This is a genomic window from Haloferax sp. DFSO60, from assembly GCF_046557615.1.
Taxonomy (GTDB): Archaea; Halobacteriota; Halobacteria; order Halobacteriales; family Haloferacaceae; genus Haloferax.
On sequence record NZ_JBKIII010000002.1, the window covers coordinates 338,865 to 356,782 of the forward strand.

The following is a 17,918-nucleotide window of genomic DNA, read 5'->3' on the forward strand; positions in this document are numbered from 1 at the left end:
AAGAAACTGTGAGTCTACCGCGATGCGAACCGACCAAGCAACTGCGCGCCACGAACCGCACCGCGCTTGGCTAAGTACCCGCTCTTGAGCGCGCCAATCTTGGCGTAGTAGCCAGATTTGAGTGCGCCTTCTTTGGCGAGAATGGCACTGACGAGTGCGCCCTGTTTCGCGTAGTAGGCAGATTTCCGACCGGCGGCACCGGCGTAGTGTTTCGTACTCGTCGGCAGTGGGGTGCGGCGGCCCTGAACGCGGGTCGAACCCTCACGAATCGCATCGAGGATGTCGTCGGCCGTGAGCGACGCCCGCGACACGTCTGGAATCTCGATTTCGGTGTAGGCACGCCCGACGTACCCGACTTTGTGGGCGTCGCTTCCGGCGACACTCGGGTAGGCGCGGCGGGCCGCAAAGCGGCGTGCGCGGCGGTTCTTGTAGCCCGTAAAGAGCCACGAGTTGTACGTCTCGATAGCGTCGAAGGCGTCACGGCCCACTTTCTCGTGATAGGCCGCGAGGCGCTTCTTTCGGATGCCGTGGCGACTCCGCTGGAAGGGATGCGGGACGATAGCGACACCGCCGTGGTCGTGGACCCATTGGGCAGTCTCATCGAGTGGTCGCCGCCGGGGTGGAAGTTTCTCGACGCCGAGGGCGAGGAGGTGGCCGTCCGCAGTGGAAACTTCGACACCCGGGATGCCGACGAGGCCGTACATCGGCGCGAGTTGCGCCGCGCGAACCGACTCGTCGATGACGTCGTGGTCGGTGATGACCACGGCGTCGAGGCCGATTTCGGCGGCCTGCTCCAAGATGAGTTCCACTGGGTCGTGCGCGTCGTATGACCCCTCGGAGTGAACGTGTGGGTCGAGACGGACAGTCAGCGTGGACACATAACACGTTTCGACTTCGAAGACGAAAAATCCACGTCCGAATCGTGCTAGCTTTTTTCATACCACTGAACTCGCTCTCGTCGTGGAATTTACGTAAATTCATTTCAGCGAATCTTTAGGAACACTCCACACCAACTCAGTGTATGGCAGTCTCTGACACATTCGTCCCCGCCTGTGACCGCGACGAACTCACTGAGGCGGGCCGCAAACTCGTCTCACTCGACGGTCATGCAATCGCTCTCTTCGACCACGAAGGGTCGGTTCGAGCGGTTGCAAACGCGTGCCCCCACATGGGTTTTCCACTGATTCGTGGGACCGTCGATGACGGTGTTCTCACGTGCCACTGGCATCACGCGCGCTTCGAACTCTCCTGCGGCGACACCTTCGACCCGTGGGCCGACGACGTACTCTCGTACCCGGTCGAAATTCGAGACGGAACCGTCTACGTGGACCCCTCTCCGGAACCCGACGAACCGCCCGCAGTTCACTGGCGACAACGCCTCGAAGACGGCCTCGAACGAAACCTCCGACTCGTCGTCGCAAAGGCCGTCATCGGCCTCCAAGACGAGGGTGTCCCGACCACCGACGCCATCGAAGCGGGCGTCAGGTTTGGCGCACAGTATCGACGTGAGGGATGGGGTCCCGGTCTCACCATCCTCACCGCGATGGCGAACGTCCTCGGCGACGTCGAGGGCGACGACGCCAAACGCGCGCTGTATCACGGGCTGATTCAGGTCGCCAGCGACACCGCAGGCGAACCGCCCCGATTCGACCAAGACGCGTTCGAAGACGTCGATGCCGACTTCGACCGCTTGCTGTCGTGGTTCCGCGAGAGTATCGAAGTCCGCGACCCCGACGGCGCAGAACGCGTCTTACGAACCGCTATCGCCGCCGGTTACGTCGATGCCGACATCGCGCACATGCTCGGTGCGGCCGCCACGGATCACCGATACCTCGACACCGGCCACATGCTCGATTTCGTCAACAAAGCCTGCGAGTCGCTCGACCACATCGGCTGGGAACACGCCGACGACGTACTTCCGAGTCTGGTTCGAGGCCTCGCAATGGCCGACAGAGCAGAAGAGTCCGCGTCGTGGCGACGCCCTATCGACCTCGCCGGGCGCTTAGACGACACGTTCGACGAACTGGACCAGTTCATCCGATTCGGCAGGAATCGAACGTGGTCCAAACCAGCGGACATGCTCGAAACGCTCCTTGAGGACGACCCCGACGCAATCATCGACGTACTGGTCGAAGCGATTCGAGAAGGCGCGACGCCCGAAGACCTCGCCAGCGTCGTCGCGTTCGCCGCCGGTATGCGCGTGACACAGTTCTCGACCACCAACGAGTTCTCCGACTGGAACACCGTTCACCACACGTTCACTTACGCGAACGCGGTTCACCAACTTACCCGCCGAACCGACGCGAAAGAACTCTACCGTGGTGTCTTCGACGCCGCTATCAACGTCTATCTCGACCGCTTCCTCAACACACCACCAGCGCCGCTCCCGACCACCGACGACGGGATGAACCCGGACGAGACGCTGGCACGCCTCACTCAGGCGTTCGACATGGAAGGACAGGTCAACGATGCGGGCGCGGCCGCCGCGCACTTCCTCGACTCAGGCGGCGAAATCGGGACGCTCCGAAACGAACTCGCCGCGGCTCTCTTGCGTGAAGATGCAGGGTTCCACACCTACCAAGCCCTCGAAGCAGGATTCACACAGGCGGCCGAGCGGCCATCAGAAGAAGCACGGACGCTCATGGTCGGGGTTGCCCGGTATCTCGCCGCCCATTCGCCGACGCGACGAGAGCGTGAGCAGACGTTCACTATCGCGGCACGACTCCAGCGCGGCGAGGCGATTCACGAAGCAGACGACTGATATCGCCGACCATGCCACGAGTGGCGTTCAGAACTGGTCGATGATTCGCTCTCCCGTCTCGATACCGCTCCAGAGAGCGGCGTGAACTCTCCCTTCACCGACGGTCCAATCGCCAGCAAAGTAGAGTCCGGCGTCCTCGCCGCGGCGGATGACTTCTTCGAACGCCGTGCCGTTCGGAAGCGCGTATCGCCAGCCTTGGTGGTCAACCCAGTCTGGGTCGCGCAGGCGGTCATCGTCGAGGAGTGTGGCGGCTTTGTCGGCGGCCACGGTGGCAATCTCCTCGGGGTCGTCGTCGTAGTGCGCTTCTGACCACTCGGGGCTCATCTGGACGACTAAGAGGCTCTCACCGTCGGGGACGTGGCCGTCTTTACACTCTTCGCGGGCGAGCCAGCCGATATCGTGGTCTTTGTCGGTGTTGACGAGTGCGTACCACGGGTCGTCGCGCTCGAAGGGGTAGTGGAGCATTATCGAGCGAATCGTCCGGTAGGTCACGCTACCTATCGCCTCGCGGAGGGCGACCATATCTTGACTTCCCCAGCCCATCTCGGTGAGGATACTGGCGGTCTGTGGGGCAGGTGGCGTGAGCAGAACCACGTCGAACGGGCCGTGTCGAACGTCGTCGGTATCGACTACCGACCAGACGCCAGTCTCGTAGTCGCGGTCGATTGCGGCGACACGCGTCTCGCGTTCGACCGTCGCGTTCGTCTGTTCGAGGAGGCGCTTTCCGAGTTGGGTGATTCCCGCTTCCCACGTCCACTTGTGTTCGTCGCGGCTGTCACCCTCGGCAATCTCGCCGTCGGTGTCGAACGTCCAGATTGGTTCGTCGATATCGACCAAGCCGTCGGTTCCGAGTTCTTGAATCAGGTCTGCGGTTCGCTCGTCGTAGTCTTTGACGTAGTTCGCGCCGTGGTCGTATCGGCACCCGTTCTTTCGGCGGGTTGCCGCGCGACCTGCGACGCCACGACTCTTCTCGAGAATCGTCACGTTCGAATCAGTCGTACGCAGCGCGTAGGCCGCCCCGATACCCGCAACGCCAGCGCCGACGATACACACGTTCCGGCTCATTGCCACTCTCCGTCTGCTCCAGCCAGCATTGCTCCTAGCTGAGGACGCAAGGTGCTAAAAGGCTCTCTCACCGGCGAATGTCGGCGGGTGCCGCAAGGCGAAAACAATTCACCTCCCGCTTTCTCACACTTTGTATGTACGATTCGGTCATTTTCGACCACGACGGCGTACTCACGACGCTCGTCGAACTCTCTGTCCTCCGCGAGGCGACGTGGGAGACGTTCGAAACGCTTGGTGTTTCGAACCCTGACCCGGACCACGTCGAACGACTCGTCATCCACGTCGTCCCCGAAGACGTGCGCGCAGTCGCCGACACCTACGACCTCGACCCTGAAACGCTGTTCCGCACCCGCGACGAACTCGCGTCGGCCGCCCAGTGTGAGGCAATCGACGCCGGACACAAGACCCCGTACGACGACTTCGACTCGGTTCGCCGTATCGACGCCCCCATGGGCATCGTCTCGAACAACCAGCAGGCGACCATCGACCACGTGGTTGAAACCATGGACGTAACCGACCTCTTCCCGACCGCCTACGGCCGCGAACCGTCGATGACGAGCCTCCAGCGCAAGAAACCCGACCCCTACTACATCGAACGAGCGATGGACGACCTCGGCGTCGATTCGCCGCTCTACGTCGGCGACAGTGACAGCGACATCGTCGCTGCCCACGCCGCGGGCGTCGATTCGGCGTTCATCCGCCGCGGACACCGCCGCGACCACACGCCTTCTCCCGACCCGACTCACGAGATAGCGGGACTCGATGACTTACTCACGCTCGATGGCGTCCCCGTTCTCGATTCGACGGAGGTAGCTCGATGACCTCACTTCCGAATCCCGGTCTCGGTACGATGGGTCTCGACACACCAGAAAAGGCGACTGCGGTCACGACGGCGCTCGAACTCGGCTATCGCCACATCGACACTGCACAGATTTACGAGAACGAACAGGTCGTCGGCGACGCACTCGCCAAAGCTGATGTTCCGCGCGACGATATCTCTCTCGCAACGAAAGTGTGGGCCGATAGCCTCGCCTACGACGACGTATTGCGGACGACACGCGAGAGTCTCGACCGCCTCGGAACCGACTACGCTGACCTCCTCTACGTCCATCGCCCCATCGAGACCTACGACCCGCCGGAGACGTTGCGCGCGTTCGACGAACTCGTCGATTCGAGTCTCGTCGAGAACGTCGGCGTGAGCAACTTCACGGTCGAGGAACTGGACGAAGCAGTGGACCTCCTCTCTGCACCGCTCGCGGCCCACCAGACCGAGTATCACCCGCTGTTCCAACGCCCAGAACTCCTCGAACACGCACGCGAACACGGCTACGATGTCGTCGCCTACTCGCCGCTCGCAGGCGGGCGCGTCGGTGAGATCGACGAAGTCGTCGCAGTCGCAGACAAACACGATACGACTCCGGAAGCAGTCAGTATCGCGTGGCTGGTCGCAAAAGGCGTCTGTGTCATTCCGAAGGCATCGAGTGAGAGACACCTTCGAGCAAACATGGAGGCGACGACGCTCAGCCTCGACGTGGAGGATGTCGAACATCTCGATAGCATCGAGAACGAAGTCGAGCTATTCCCAGAGTAATACCACAGAAACGAGCGCCACGAATTCTCAAATTTATTACTCATCCCGGAACGATTATTACAGGACGCACGGTGGGTCTGACCATGCGGATTCCGAGTGGGGTAAGCGGGTTCGACGACCTTATTCAGGGCGGCTTCCTGCCGCACCGACTGTATGTCCTCAGCGGCCCTCCAGGCAGTGGTAAGACCACGTTCACAGCACAGTTCATCGCCGAAGGTCTCCGAAACGGAGAGACGTGTATGTACATCACCATGCACGAAACCGAAGACGAACTCGTCAACGACATGTCGAGCTTCAACTTCGGCTTCGAGACGCTCACGAACTCGGATACGTTCCGATACATCAACCTCGTGAGTCCGAAGGGCAAGCACCTGTTGAACCAGTTTTCACAGGGTGGCTCTTCGAACGTCCAGAGTCTGACCGACAAAATCGTCGCGTTCGTCAACTCGCGACAGGTCGACCGGCTCGTCATCGACTCGACGATGTTGCTTCGACTCTTCTTCTCCAACGGCGAAGAAGAGATGACGCGCTTTTTGACGGCGCTCAAGCAGGGTGAGGCGACGACGTTACTCATCTCGGAGATGACCGACCCATCGTCTTACGCGGACGAACACTTCCTCGCCCACGGGGTTATCTTCTTCCATAACTACCTAGAAGCAACGGGGATGACTCGCGGAATCCAAGTCATCAAGATGCGCGGGACGAACATCGACTGCGATATCCGTTCGCTCAAATTCACCGACAACGGACTCATCGTCGACCCGCGTTCGAAAGTCGACCTCTAACGCATGTACGACCAGGCATTCGGAACAGAGTGGCGAACGCTCACCGACGAAGAGTTGATTCGCCGAATGTACGCACTCGGTGTCTCGACGGCACTCGGTGCGCCAAACCAAGACGAGTTCGAGCGCCTCCGCCGCCAAGCGAACACCGCTTATGGCCGGAGCGTGCTTCAACTCTCCTTCGAAGAAGGGAAACAGCGCGTGCGAAACCAGCGCGGCAACTTCGAGACGAAAGCCGACGCGTGGGAAGCACTCGTCGAACAGGACGAAGAAGTCGAGGAAGTCGAGTCCGCTGTCGGGATGCTTCGCCCCACCGAGAACACCGGCGTTCCTGGGGCAGTCAGCCGAACGACGTTGCTCGATATCAACGCCGACGACTTGGGGCGACTGCGCCTCCCGAAGTTTCTTCACCGCAAGCAGTAAGTCGCCGACGCGGCTTTCTGACTGGCACACTTTTGTCTAGGTATGGCGCAAAACGAACTCTCACTCTCAGAAGCAGAGTGGCGCGAACGACTCTCCCCAGACGCGTACAACGTCCTTCGCCAACAGGGGACTGAACCTCGATTCTCGGGCGAACACGTGGACCGAACCGACGACGGAACCTACCGGTGTGCCGGATGCGGAACCGAACTGTTCGACTCGGAGACGAAGTACCACTCCGGGTGTGGATGGCCCAGTTTCTTCGCTGGCAACGAGACGAACATCGAACGCCGCCGCGACACGAGTCACGGGATGAACCGCGTCGAAGTCGTCTGTAAGACCTGTGGCGGCCATCTGGGACACGTCTTCCAAGACGGACCGAACCCAACCGGCGAGCGATACTGTATCAACTCGGTCGCACTGGATTTCGACTCCGAAACGGACGAGTAGGCACTTCGTAACGAGCGATGCTCGTGCTTTGGTGTATTTCTCCGATTCTGGTAGGTTTCGGCTAACTCGTCGTGTCTGATGGTAGTCGATTCGTAGCAAACACCCCTGCTCACGAAAGAGGAGTATGTCTCGCGGCTACTCCACACACCGCCCCCCTCGGCGTGAATTTTCTCTCACGCCGTACGTGTTCGTCCTCGTCGGCGCGCTGACGTTTTGCCTCGCGGTTCTCGGACCGGTCGCCGACCTCACGACCGGACTCACGTTGACCGACATCGCAACCAGTGGCGCACCCGTCTCCTTCGATGGTGCGGTTCTCGTCATGAGTGGTGGGTTGCTCTTTATCAGTGGTGCTTCGACTCTCTTCGGTGTCTTACTTCTCTTCGTGAGACTCTCCTGAGTGTCCCCCGCGAGACTACTGCGATTTATTCTTCGTCAACTTCGTCTTCGGTAGCGTACGTACTCACTGCTTGCTCACGCTCGATGTGTGTCTCGGCGCGGTGCTTCCACTCTTCGGCGCGACGGTCGCTCACCTCAGTCGCCACCACGAGGTCTTCGACGGGCGTTTCGAGTAGTTTCGTGACCGTGTCGATACCCGCCTCGCGGAGTCGTGTCGCGTACGCAGACCCGATTCCTCGGATGTTCGTGAGTTCCTCTGGGTCGTACGGTTCGACTTCAATTTCTTCGAGGACGTTCGTCATCTGGGCCGACAACTCATCGACGCGCGATTCGAGCGCACTGATTCGGCTGTCGTGGTCGCCAAGTGACGCCACCAAATCGTCGTGGGTGTGCGAAGCGACCCCTTCGTCGCTCGGGGCGCTCACAACACCGATTTCGTCCGAAGTAACTTCCGCTGCGGCGACTGACTCTTCGTGAGTCTCGGCGTCGGTGTCGGATCCGCCCCCGTCGCTCGTCGTCGTATCTACAGATTCGCTCGTGAAGTCGATAACCGCGTCTTCGTCTACTTCTCCGTCTTCTGCGTCCTCGGCGTCTTCGCTCACTGCGTCGTCGGCTTCGTCGTTCACAGACTCGTCGCCGCCTTCGGAACTTTCTCTTTCCGTCTCTCCGGTTTCGTCGTCCTCGTCAGTCTCCGGTTCGACGTCGTCCGGAAGGATATACCGCAGTTGCGTCTCGGGGACGTAGCCGATGACGTGTTTTCGCTTCTTATCCTTCGTAAGTACGACCCCACCCGCACGGACTGCTTTGTAGCCACCGCAGTCGATTACCAACCCATCTGTCGTGTAGACTTTCATCTACTACCCTTGGTCTTCCAACAGAATGACTGTTTTCGACATCGGGGCGGGCTTTTTGGTGGCCGCACGCCCCAGAAGTGTATGCACGTCTTCGTCATCGGCGGAACGGGACTTCTCGGGACCGGAATCGTCCGCAGATTACTCGACGCAGACCACGAGGTGACGAGTTTCCAGCGGGGCCACACCGACGACCACCTTCCCGAGTCGGTGACCACCGTGACCGGCGACCGAGGCGACAGCGACCACCTCGCCTCGGCGCTCGAAGAAGCGTCTCCAAATGCAATCGTCGATTTGGCCTGCTTCGACGCCAAGACTGCCCGTAACGCACTGTCGTGCTGTCCACAGTCGGTCGAGCGCTACGTCTTTTGTAGCACTATCGACGTGTATCACCGACCGCCACCGAAGAATCCCGTTCGCGAATCGAGTCCACGAAATCCACCAGTGAGCGACTACGCCGCCGGGAAAATCGCCGCCGAAGACGTGTTCTTCGAGGCACACGGTGATGACATCGACGTCGTTGTTCTCCGACCGTGGAACACATATGGCGAGGGTTCTCCACTCGTCCACACCCTCGGCATGGGGTCGTACTACCTCGACCGAATCCGCAAGGGAAAGCCGATTATCGTCCACGGTGACGGCACCTCGCTGTGGGGGCCGTGCCACCGTGACGACGTCGCACGGGCATTCGTGGGCGCAGTCGAAAATCCCGGTGTCGGTGGGCGTGCCTACAATGTCACCAGCGAGGAGACGATGACGTGGAATCAGTACCACGCTCGCGTCGCCAACGCCCTCGATGCACCCGACCCGGACCTCGTTCACATCCCGACTCACGTCCTCCGCACCGTCGCTCCCGAGCGAACACGGATGCTCCGTGACCACTTCCAGTACAGCACTGTCTTCGACAACTCCCGGGCGAAAGCCGACCTCGACTTCGAGTACACAATCGACTTCGAGACGGGAGTCGAAAGGACGGTCGAGTGGCTGGATTCGAACGATGGAATCGACGCGTGGGACGCAGAGCCGTTGGACGACGAACTCGCAACGGCGTGGCGCGAGAATACGAACTCCTTTCTCGCTTCGTTCGAGCCTGGCCGCTAGGCTTCGTCTTCGTCGCGTTGCAGAACAGTTTGTACGTCCACCGAGTCTGGGTCGGTGAGTGTCGTTTCGAGTTCGTCGATGAGCGTGGCGGGGTCGTCGGCGACAGGTGACTGTGAGGTTCCGTCGTCGGATTCGGTGTCCAACTGCGCCCGCAACTTCTCAAGCGTCGCTACGGCGCTCTGGAGCTGTGCCGTTTTCCGTCGCTCTTCGGTCACTTCGTCGGCGATACCGAGTACGCCAGTCGCCGAGAGCGTCTCGATACTGAACGGAACCTTCGTGACTTGCTCGACGAATTCGTCACCGTCGTCGTCAACTCGATACTGGTCGCGGATGTGGGTCGCCTCCCCGCGTTCGATGACTGCTTTGTCCTCCTCGTGAAATCGCTCGGCGGTCTCCGAGTCGTTCAGTTCCCGCTCAGTCTTGCCCTCGATTTCCGCAGCGGTGCCGCCGTACGCGTTCGCCCCCGTCTCGTTGATGAGGAGATACCGCCCGTCGATGTCTTTCACGAAGACACACTGCGGAAGTTCGTCGATGACGTTTCTGAGTAGTCGATGGCTCTGTTCGGCAGCGTGTTGGGCGCGGCGCGTGGCGACGGCATTTCGAATCCGCTTTGCCAACACGTCGAAGTTGTCCGACCCACCACCTTTTCGGAGATAGTCGGTGACGCCAGCGGAGATTGCTTTGCTCGCAATCTCTTCGGACCCTCTGCCGGTAAAGAGGATAAACGGTAATTCTGCGTCGTAGTTTCGGACTGTTTCTAGTAGTTCGAGTCCGTCAACCTCGGGCATGTCGTAGTCGCTGACGACGCACTCGACCTCGTCCAAGTGGTCGGACACTGCAGTCGGGTCCGTCTCGGTTTGGACTTCGAGCGGTGGGGAGTTGGTCGATTCGCGCTGTAAGAATGCCGCTGATAACTCGGCGAATCTGGGGTCATCGTCGACGTGAAGCACCTCGATGGGTTCCTCACGTGCGCGATGAGAGATGAAGTGGCCGACAGCCGCGTCACTCACCCGAGACATACTCTCTAGTCGATGTGCCATTTGATATGCATTCGGGATGGTGCGTATTCTGGAAAACGACCGACGAGTGAGAAATTTATGCCTTCTCGGCGAACGCGAGCGACCCGCTTACGTTCTTGATGTAGACGCGGACAGTCTCGCCTTCGCGTGCGCCGGGGACGAAGATAGTGTACTCGCCGCGCTGTGCGACGCCGTCGCCTTTCCGGCCCGTGCCCGTGATTTCGACTTCGTACGTGCGGCCTTCTTCGACGGCGTTTTGCTGGCGGTTCGCACTCGCACTGGAGCGTTTCTGGACCGGACGGAACGCACCACATGCCTCACAGCGAAGCATGTCTACGCCGTCTTCGGTGGTGAGACGCGTGTCGGGCAGGCCACACTCGGAACAGGTGACGTACTCGTCCACGTAGTCGTCGATTGCCTCGTTGAAGTCGCGGATAGAGAAGGAACCGCTGTAGCGTGCGCGGTCACCTTCGAGTTGTCCGCTCGTACCCAGTGCGCGCTGGACTGCACTGTGCAGGTGGTTCGGTGTGCGCGAGAGGGCGTCGGCAATTTCGCCGAGGTTGGTCAGGCGCGTGAATGCACCGTCCGTTTCACCTTGCGGGTCCGGGACTCGCAACCGCTCTTGTTCGACGTTCCGCTCCGGGAGAATATCGAGGGCTCTATCGAGCGCCGATTGGTATTCCATAGGCACACGAGTTTCTCGCAACGTATAGCCGTTCCGTCAACGTCTCGGATGCGGGTTCGAGGAGTCCGATATCGATTCGGTGGCCGATAACGCCACGAACAGACCGAAGCGACCCCATCCGACGACACCTGCATTCGTTTCAAAATCACCTGTTGCGGAACTGGTCGATACCACTTCAGTGCTGGCGCTCGAACTCGTAGATATGGGGTACACGTGGCAGTACTACGACCTCGTCCTCGCAGGCATCTTCGGCAGCCTCGTCGCTGGTGTTCTCGTCGGGCAGTTCACTGCAATAGCACCGACGACGGCCATCGTCGGGTTTAGCGCAGTCGCTGCCGTCGTAATGGCCCACGGGTTGTTCGTCAACGGGCCCGTGGACCAACCGGCAGACCTCACGAACGAAGTGGATGCCCTGAACTGACGTCCGGCACTCTCGTTTTCAGTCCGACGCCTCGACGATTTCGTGCTTCAGTATCCCGACGCCTTCGTACCAAATTTCGACCGTCTCGCCGGGTTCGACCAGCCCCGGATTCGCGGGACTGCCGAACGAGACGACGTCGCCGGGTTGGAACGTGTAGTGTTCCGAGAGGTGCGAGATGATTTTCGCTGGTGGAAAGAGCATCAGTTCCGTGTTCGACTCCTGGCGCAACTCGCTGCCGACGTGGGTCGTCATGTCGAGGTTCGCCGGGTCGACATCCGTCTCAATCCACGGCCCGAGCGGTCCAGAGCCATCGAATGCTTTGCGTGCGGTTCGGCCCGGTTGGTCGAGCGCGTCGAGGTCGTCGAGGATGGTGTAGCCGCGAACCACATCCGCAACGTCTTGTTCAGAAACGTTCGAACACTCGCGGTCGATGACGGCCGCCAACTCGCCCGCATACGTGAGTTCGTCAGTCCACGACGGATACGGCACCTTCGCGCCCGGCCCGCGAACCGAGACAGGCGGTTTGATGAACCAGTCCGGTTCGTCCGGCACGTCGTAGTCCATCTGGTCGAGTGTCGCCGCGAAGTTCCGTCCGACGCAGTAGAGCGCCGATGGGTCGCACGGTGCGAGCAGTTCGGCGTCTTCGCCCAGCGTGTACTCCGCGCCATCGACGCGGACGACGCCGGTTTCGCCTGCATTATCCTCGCCGACGTACTCGCCCGTCTCGACCCCCTCGTCAGTCTGAATTCGTGCCAGTCGCATCGGCAGTGGGTGGGTTCGCCGCTCACTTAGCCCTACGGCTGGCGGCGGCGTGTGTCGGAAGTGAACGGAGAGAATCGGGCCTCGGCCTATTCGTGGCCGGAGACGCGAACTGCCTCGTAGGGGTCTTCGAGATACTCCATCTCAGAACTGGAGAGCTTGATATCGAGGGCTTCGACCGCATCTTCGAGGTGCTCGATACTGGAGGTGCCGACGATGGGCGTCGTCACCCAATCTTTGTTGAACTGCCACGCGAGGGCGATTTGGGCCATCTTCACGCCCTTCTCGTCGGCGAGTTCCTGCACGCGTTCGTTGACTGCCGGGCCGCCACCTTCGAGGTACGGTCGGCCCACGTCGGCTTCGTGTTCGCCGCGAGTCGTCGATTCGAAGTCCTCGTAGGGGCGCGTGAGGAATCCTGCGGCCATCGGGCTCCACGGCATCGTGGCGATGTCGTTCTTCGCGCAGTACGGCATCATCTCACGCTCTTCTTCGCGGTAGGCGAGGTTGTAGAGATTCTGCATCGAGACGAATTTGTCGAGGTGCTGTGCATCGGCGGTGTACTGTGCTTCTGCGAACTGGTGGGCCCACATCGACGAGGCACCGATATAGCGGGTCTTTCCGCGTCGAACGGCGTCGTCGAGCGCGCGCATCGTCGTCTCGATTGGCGTGTCGTAATCCCAGCGGTGGATTTGATAGAGGTCAACCGTGTCCATGCCGAGTCGGTCGAGCGAATTGTCTAACTCCTGTTCGATGGTCTTGCGCGAGAGGCCACCCGAGTTCGGGTCGTCGTCACGCATCTGTCCGTAGACTTTGGTCGCGACGACCATCTCGTCGCGGTCGTAGTCGGCGAGGACGTCGCCCAGAATCTCCTCGGATTCGCCGTAGGAGTAGACGTTTGCTGTATCGAAGAAGTTGATTCCGAGGTCGATTGCGCGCTCGATGAGTTCCCTGCTTTCGTCGGTGTCGAGCGTCCAGTCGTCCCAGTTCGCCCCGAAGCTCATACAGCCGAGACAGATTTTACTCACGGTCATGCCCGTCGAGCCGAATGTCGTGTACTCCATCGTCTGGTGTTTGACGGCCTGACAGATAAACACGGCCGGGTGGTGAGTTGGTGGTCGAAGACCGATTGAGTGGCCCAACGCTGACCTAAGCAAGTATCAAAAGCGGACTCATATATTCGGCTAACGTTGGGCCTTCTCGATGTTAGATAATCAGCGCGTCTTCGGTGAGTAGTTCGTCTTCGGTCCGCTGTGCTTCAGGCCCTTCGTCTACGAGCATCGGCTGGTCGATACTGTCCGAAAAGCGGTCGGGGTCGGGTTCGACACGTTTGAGCATCGAAGAGAACACCGACCCACGGCGTCCTCCGGCGGAGACGATGCCTCCGTACTTTCGTTCCTCAAACGGCACCTCGTCTGGGTCCGGGAACTCTTCGCGGATGATTGTCGCCCAATCTCGAATCTGTTGGGCGGCCTCTTTCTGGGAGTAGAGGCTATCGTTGTAGTACCGTTCGTGATACTTCTCGTCGAGGTCCTCCTCAGAATGTTCCGGTGACTCGTACAGCACCGACTCGGTGGTCAAGTAGGTGCTAGCGAATCTGATGTTCACCGTAAAGCAGTCTGGGTACCGGAGGATGATAGGAAAGAACAGCATATCTGCGACTGTAATCCGTTGTTGCATCCGCCACAACCCCTCGAAGTAGTACGCGGCGAGCGCCCCTTTGGTGTCGTCTCGCTCGCCGGTGTGGTACTCCATTGCGACACGCTCGTACTCGTCTCCCGCAATCTGGTCGAGTCGAGTTCGATACGCCGCTGAAATCCCTTCGAGTTGTCGTTCGTACGCTTCGATGAGTGGAACATCTGGGTCTTCCAGCATATCTGCCTTCTTGACCTGCGCATCCGCGACCCCCATCATGTTCTCATGAAAGACGCGCTCTGCGTCTTCGTTTGGCAATGGCGTCTTGACCGCCTGTCGGTAGAGAACCTTCGTATCCCCGTTGAATTTCCGACTATGCTCCCCCATTTGACACATGGGTTCGGGATAATACTTGATTAATCCACTGGTGCGATAACCGTGCATTATCTGCTCACAACGGCTATTTTCTTGTTTTCGATAGCCCTTATAAAGGCAAAAACAAGCTACAAAATTCAATGTGTTGACGTTTCCTGTGGGGCCGGTGGACGGTTCATCTTCACGTCAGTTTCTAGCCTCGATTTGAGTTCGCGCAGTTCCGAACGGAGTTGTCGCGCCATGAGCCATCGCATGACTGGCTTGAAGACGGTGAACATGAACGCCGTAACACGGCCGTCAGGCTTGTTGTCGACGGTATTCGTGACGAGCGTCCCGCTCGGCGTTTCGGCCAGTTCGAGACGGGCGTCGAACGGGAACGGCCCCTCGATAGCGGTCATCTCGAGACGAGACGGTGCGTCGATAGCAGTCAGTTCGAGTACCATCGGTTGTGTCCGTCCGCTGTAGGAGTAGGTACTCTCGTAACGCGCACCCACGGTGGCCTCGTCACCCGAGATACGATGTGTTTCGCCGACGCCGACGACCCACTCGCTCATCGCTTCGATAGTAGAGATGTACGCGAATACGTCCTCGATTGGTCTGCGTACTTCGACCGTTGCGGATGCTTCCATCTCCCTACTAGTCGCGTGCTGAACACATATCCTTGCTGTCGGATCGGTGAAGAAAACCACCGTCTGAAACCTCTTTCTGTCGCTACTCCGGCGGTTCGTACTCTTGGTAGATGACGTGCCCGCACGCCTTGCAGTGTGAGGCGTCTGGGTCGTGATACGAGAGGCCACAATCGGGGCAGACGACGTTGACCTGGTCTCTGTGTGCCCACTCGCGTACAATCTTCCCTGCCTGCCACGGAATCAGCACGATTGCGGCGAGGACGCTAGCGACTGTCACCCAACGCCCCGCATGCGTCATCGGGATGATGTCGCCAAAGCCCACAGTAGTGAGACTAACGACCATGTAGTAGAATGCGTCGCCGAAGTTGTTCACGCTCGGATTCGCCCGGAACTCGACGCTGTAAAACAACCCCGCAGAGACGAAGAAGATGACGAGTACCGTCAAGAGGAGTTTCATCACACGGAGTGTCTCGACCGAGACCGTCCCGAAGAAGAACTCTTCGTCTTTCGTGAATCGGTAAAACCGAAGCACTCGGATGACTCGAACGACCCGGAGGAACCCGATGTTGAGGACGATAATCGACGGAGGAAGTAACAGCACCGAGAGCGTCGGGACTACCGAGAGTAAATCGACTATCGTGTACGGGTTGGTGAACTCGGCGAGTCGATTTGGTGCGCCGTAGAGACGAAGAACGTACTCGGCGACGAACACGAGCGCGATACCAACTTCTGCCTGCCAAAGCAACTCTTGTGTCGGCTCTGAAAGCGAGTACGTTTGGGCGACGAACACGCCGACGAAAACCAAGTTCAACACCAAAAGCGAGATGTCGATGGCTTTTCCGAGCGGGGTTTCGTGGTCGACGAGATAGAACTCTACTTGCTCTCGAAATCCACGTGGCGCTCGCGTCGAGGCGTGCGTTCCCATACAGTGTTTGGAACTCCGAATCGTAATGAATCTCTCTGCCGACAGGTATCGGTTCGGCCTACTCGTCGAAACAGGGCATAGAATCAGGCATATCGGGCACGAACAGCGTGCATGGCAACCATCGTCGAGATACAGATTCCTGCGGATGCATTCGATATCGGTCGGGTGTTTGCCGACCTGCCCGGTATCGAAGTCGAACTCGATAGAGTCGTTCCGACGGTGAATGCGGTGGTTCCGTTCCTGTGGGTTCGGGGCGTCGAACCACAGAACGTCGTCGAAGCCACGACTGTACACGATGGAATTCATCGCGTTCGTGTAGTGGACGAAGTAGAAGGCCATGGAACACTCTACCGAATCGAATGGTCAGACTCCGTTGAGAGCGCAATTACCGAACTCTCTCAACTCCCGCTCACTTTGATGGGTGGTACGGGGACCGACGACTCGTGGACCTTCACGCTACGAGCAGAGAACAGAACTAACGTGAGTCAGCTATTCGAGTGGTGTTCGACCCGTGATATCCCGGTGTCACTCACTAAAATCTACCACGCCAGTGCTGTGAAGAGTCCCGATGAGAAAGGCCTCTCGAACGCACAGCACGAAGCGCTCGTCATCGCGTATCAACAGGGGTACTTTGACGAACCAAGGCGTGCCACGCTCGAAGATATCGCGTCTTCACTCGGCATCTCCAGACAGGCACTCGCAGGCCGCTTGCGTCGCGGGACGCGAACGCTCATCACTCCCCTCGTCGCCAACTCCTAGTCACTCATGGGGTCGTTGTCTTACATAGTCAAGGAACGGGCAAATGTCACGTCGCCACCACTGCTCAGACACAGGAATGACACCCACACTATCCCCACGGCACGATGCCAACTCACTTCCGAGTTTTCGAGTCGTTCAGGCCGTCGCGCGCGAAGAGTCTGTTCACGAAACCGACCTCACGACGCCACTCGCGGACGTTATCGACCCGGAAGCACTGGACACCCTCGTCGAAGGCGACGATGGTTTTTCTTCACTCACGTTCTGCTACTACGGCTACGAAGTGACCGTCGATGAGAGTGGACACGTCTCGGCGCTCTCGCTCAAGCAGTAAACCAGTCTCTTTGTGACCGTTTTCTATCGAACTGTGGATACCACAGAAGCTCAGCCTGTGGCCTCCGAATCGGGTGGTGACTCCCGGCAACTCCTAGTAATCAGAAGACGATTGTCTAACTGGCCCGGGAGAACGAAAATAATTTCAAAATTTTTGGAGCCGTGGTATAACAAACCTCGCAAGTCTTAACCGTTGATGGGCACTTTGTCCAAAAGCAATGGCGAAAGGAAACGTTGATTTCTTCAACGACACAGGCGGCTACGGTTTCATCTCGACGGACGACGCAGACGACGACGTGTTCTTCCACATGGACGACATCGGCGGTCCGGACCTCGAAGAGAACCAGGATGTTGAATTCAGTATCGAACAGTCCCCCAAGGGACCACGCGCAGCAAACCTGACGCGTCTTTAAATTAGTTTAGTACACCGCGTAACTGCGGCGAAAGACATCAGATTTTACGACGACTTGCATTTTGAGTGCCAATAGTCACTGTACCGGCCTCATGTCAAGCGTATTTCCAACGCTCTGAGAACGTTCGATTCGAGCGATACCGGGCTTAAAATGAGCGAGCGATGCTCTCGCGGTCACACGAGAGTTAAAATTCGATTTCTCCCAGCTTGACACACGGTATCAGGACTCTCCGATAACTTATCCGTCTCCCGCTCTACGGTAACCCGTGAGCGAAGAAACTCAACGCCGAAATCTCCGAATGCCTCGGGGAGACGAACTGTTCGCAGTCGTAACAGAACACAATGGTGGAAACCACGTTCGCGTCCGTTGTAACGACGGCAAAGAGCGAATGGGCCGTATCCCCGGCCGAATGAAGTACCGCACCTGGATCAACGAGGGCGACACCGTCATCGTTGAACCGTGGGACTGGCAAGACGAGAAAGCGAACATCGAATGGCGCTACTCCGACCAAGACGCCGAGCAACTCCGTCGCGAAGGCCACATCGACTAATGAC

The 17,918-nt window shown here is 59.1% G+C and carries 23 protein-coding genes; 13 read left to right on the forward strand and 10 right to left on the reverse strand.

Annotated elements, in window-relative coordinates; translation table 11 throughout:
* Nucleotides 1-14: 14 nt before the first annotated feature.
* The gene (locus ACK509_RS11115; protein ID WP_410766604.1) at nt 15-878 is read right to left on the reverse strand and encodes a CehA/McbA family metallohydrolase; all 864 of its coding nucleotides are present in this window, start codon (nt 876-878) and stop codon (nt 15-17) included.
* A gap of 143 nt (nt 879-1,021) precedes the next feature.
* On the opposite strand from ACK509_RS11115, the gene ACK509_RS11120 reads away from it, so the two are divergent.
* Nucleotides 1,022-2,761, forward strand: a complete 1,740-nt coding sequence (locus ACK509_RS11120) for a Rieske (2Fe-2S) protein (protein WP_410766605.1) — start codon at nt 1,022-1,024, stop codon at nt 2,759-2,761.
* A 27-nt stretch (nt 2,762-2,788) separates the two neighbouring features.
* Here the strand turns inward: ACK509_RS11120 and ACK509_RS11125 are convergent, their stop codons facing one another.
* The gene (locus ACK509_RS11125; protein WP_410766606.1) at nt 2,789-3,826 is read right to left on the reverse strand and encodes an NAD(P)/FAD-dependent oxidoreductase; all 1,038 of its coding nucleotides are present in this window, start codon (nt 3,824-3,826) and stop codon (nt 2,789-2,791) included.
* 134 nt (nt 3,827-3,960) lie between these two features.
* Between ACK509_RS11125 and ACK509_RS11130 the strand changes: the two genes are divergently transcribed.
* The 6 genes from ACK509_RS11130 (at nt 3,961) to ACK509_RS11155 (ending at nt 7,466) form a co-directional block, all read left to right on the forward strand.
* Nucleotides 3,961-4,647: an HAD family hydrolase gene (locus ACK509_RS11130; protein WP_410766607.1), complete on the forward strand. Its 687-nt coding sequence runs from the start codon at nt 3,961-3,963 to the stop codon at nt 4,645-4,647.
* Entirely contained in the window at nt 4,644-5,417 is a 774-nt protein-coding gene (locus tag ACK509_RS11135; protein ID WP_410766608.1) for an aldo/keto reductase, read from the forward strand. The genes ACK509_RS11130 and ACK509_RS11135 overlap by 4 nt, the downstream gene beginning before the upstream one ends.
* An 83-nt stretch (nt 5,418-5,500) precedes the next feature.
* Complete coding sequence (locus ACK509_RS11140; protein ID WP_410766609.1) at nt 5,501-6,202, forward strand: RAD55 family ATPase; 702 nt, start codon at nt 5,501-5,503, stop codon at nt 6,200-6,202.
* A 3-nt stretch (nt 6,203-6,205) separates the two neighbouring features.
* Nucleotides 6,206-6,622, forward strand: coding sequence for a hypothetical protein (locus ACK509_RS11145; RefSeq protein ID WP_410766610.1), 417 nt, complete (start codon nt 6,206-6,208; stop codon nt 6,620-6,622).
* A 42-nt stretch (nt 6,623-6,664) separates the two neighbouring features.
* Nucleotides 6,665-7,069, forward strand: coding sequence for a peptide-methionine (R)-S-oxide reductase MsrB (gene msrB, locus ACK509_RS11150; RefSeq protein WP_410766611.1), 405 nt, complete (start codon nt 6,665-6,667; stop codon nt 7,067-7,069).
* 124 nt (nt 7,070-7,193) lie between these two features.
* Nucleotides 7,194-7,466 (forward strand): hypothetical protein, encoded by a 273-nt coding sequence (locus tag ACK509_RS11155; RefSeq protein WP_410766612.1) that lies wholly within the window; start codon nt 7,194-7,196, stop codon nt 7,464-7,466.
* Between the two features lie 25 nt (nt 7,467-7,491).
* On the opposite strand, the gene ACK509_RS11160 is transcribed toward ACK509_RS11155, so the two are convergent.
* On the reverse strand, nt 7,492-8,319 hold the full coding sequence (locus ACK509_RS11160; RefSeq protein ID WP_410766613.1) for a helix-hairpin-helix domain-containing protein: 828 nt from the start codon (nt 8,317-8,319) through the stop codon (nt 7,492-7,494).
* An 81-nt stretch (nt 8,320-8,400) separates the two neighbouring features.
* Here ACK509_RS11160 and ACK509_RS11165 point away from each other — a divergent pair, with 81 nt between their 5' ends.
* Nucleotides 8,401-9,417 (forward strand): NAD-dependent epimerase/dehydratase family protein, encoded by a 1,017-nt coding sequence (locus tag ACK509_RS11165; RefSeq protein WP_410766614.1) that lies wholly within the window; start codon nt 8,401-8,403, stop codon nt 9,415-9,417.
* Here ACK509_RS11165 and ACK509_RS11170 read toward each other — a convergent pair.
* The gene (locus ACK509_RS11170; protein WP_410766615.1) at nt 9,414-10,436 is read right to left on the reverse strand and encodes a response regulator; all 1,023 of its coding nucleotides are present in this window, start codon (nt 10,434-10,436) and stop codon (nt 9,414-9,416) included. The genes ACK509_RS11165 and ACK509_RS11170 overlap by 4 nt on opposite strands.
* A 76-nt stretch (nt 10,437-10,512) precedes the next feature.
* On the reverse strand, nt 10,513-11,121 hold the full coding sequence (locus tag ACK509_RS11175) for a translation initiation factor IF-2 subunit beta (protein WP_410766616.1): 609 nt from the start codon (nt 11,119-11,121) through the stop codon (nt 10,513-10,515).
* Between the two features lie 202 nt (nt 11,122-11,323).
* Between ACK509_RS11175 and ACK509_RS11180 the strand changes: the two genes are divergently transcribed.
* Complete coding sequence (locus ACK509_RS11180) at nt 11,324-11,542, forward strand: hypothetical protein (RefSeq protein WP_410767257.1); 219 nt, start codon at nt 11,324-11,326, stop codon at nt 11,540-11,542.
* Between the two features lie 18 nt (nt 11,543-11,560).
* On the opposite strand, the gene ACK509_RS11185 is transcribed toward ACK509_RS11180, so the two are convergent.
* The 5 genes from ACK509_RS11185 to ACK509_RS11205 all read right to left on the reverse strand — a co-directional run bounded on the left by ACK509_RS11185 (nt 11,561) and on the right by ACK509_RS11205 (nt 15,862).
* Nucleotides 11,561-12,304: a fumarylacetoacetate hydrolase family protein gene (locus ACK509_RS11185; protein ID WP_410766617.1), complete on the reverse strand. Its 744-nt coding sequence runs from the start codon at nt 12,302-12,304 to the stop codon at nt 11,561-11,563.
* A gap of 86 nt (nt 12,305-12,390) precedes the next feature.
* On the reverse strand, nt 12,391-13,362 hold the full coding sequence (locus tag ACK509_RS11190) for an aldo/keto reductase (RefSeq protein ID WP_410766618.1): 972 nt from the start codon (nt 13,360-13,362) through the stop codon (nt 12,391-12,393).
* 142 nt (nt 13,363-13,504) lie between these two features.
* Entirely contained in the window at nt 13,505-14,320 is an 816-nt protein-coding gene (locus ACK509_RS11195) for a hypothetical protein (RefSeq protein ID WP_410766619.1), read from the reverse strand.
* Nucleotides 14,321-14,445: 125 nt separating this feature from the next.
* Nucleotides 14,446-14,937 (reverse strand): SRPBCC family protein, encoded by a 492-nt coding sequence (locus ACK509_RS11200; protein WP_410766620.1) that lies wholly within the window; start codon nt 14,935-14,937, stop codon nt 14,446-14,448.
* An 82-nt stretch (nt 14,938-15,019) separates the two neighbouring features.
* Nucleotides 15,020-15,862 carry a potassium channel family protein gene (locus ACK509_RS11205; protein ID WP_410766621.1) on the reverse strand — a complete coding sequence of 281 codons (843 nt, stop codon included), beginning with the start codon at nt 15,860-15,862 and terminating at the stop codon, nt 15,020-15,022.
* A 111-nt stretch (nt 15,863-15,973) separates the two neighbouring features.
* On the opposite strand from ACK509_RS11205, the gene ACK509_RS11210 reads away from it, so the two are divergent.
* The 4 genes from ACK509_RS11210 to eif1A all read left to right on the forward strand — a co-directional run bounded on the left by ACK509_RS11210 (nt 15,974) and on the right by eif1A (nt 17,914).
* Nucleotides 15,974-16,621: a helix-turn-helix domain-containing protein gene (locus ACK509_RS11210; protein ID WP_410766622.1), complete on the forward strand. Its 648-nt coding sequence runs from the start codon at nt 15,974-15,976 to the stop codon at nt 16,619-16,621.
* 76 nt (nt 16,622-16,697) lie between these two features.
* Nucleotides 16,698-16,952 (forward strand): HalOD1 output domain-containing protein, encoded by a 255-nt coding sequence (locus tag ACK509_RS11215; protein ID WP_410766623.1) that lies wholly within the window; start codon nt 16,698-16,700, stop codon nt 16,950-16,952.
* 217 nt (nt 16,953-17,169) lie between these two features.
* Nucleotides 17,170-17,364, forward strand: a complete 195-nt coding sequence (locus tag ACK509_RS11220; protein WP_410766624.1) for a cold-shock protein — start codon at nt 17,170-17,172, stop codon at nt 17,362-17,364.
* 265 nt (nt 17,365-17,629) lie between these two features.
* Nucleotides 17,630-17,914, forward strand: a complete 285-nt coding sequence (gene eif1A / locus ACK509_RS11225; protein ID WP_410766625.1) for a translation initiation factor eIF-1A — start codon at nt 17,630-17,632, stop codon at nt 17,912-17,914.
* Nucleotides 17,915-17,918 lie beyond the last annotated feature (4 nt).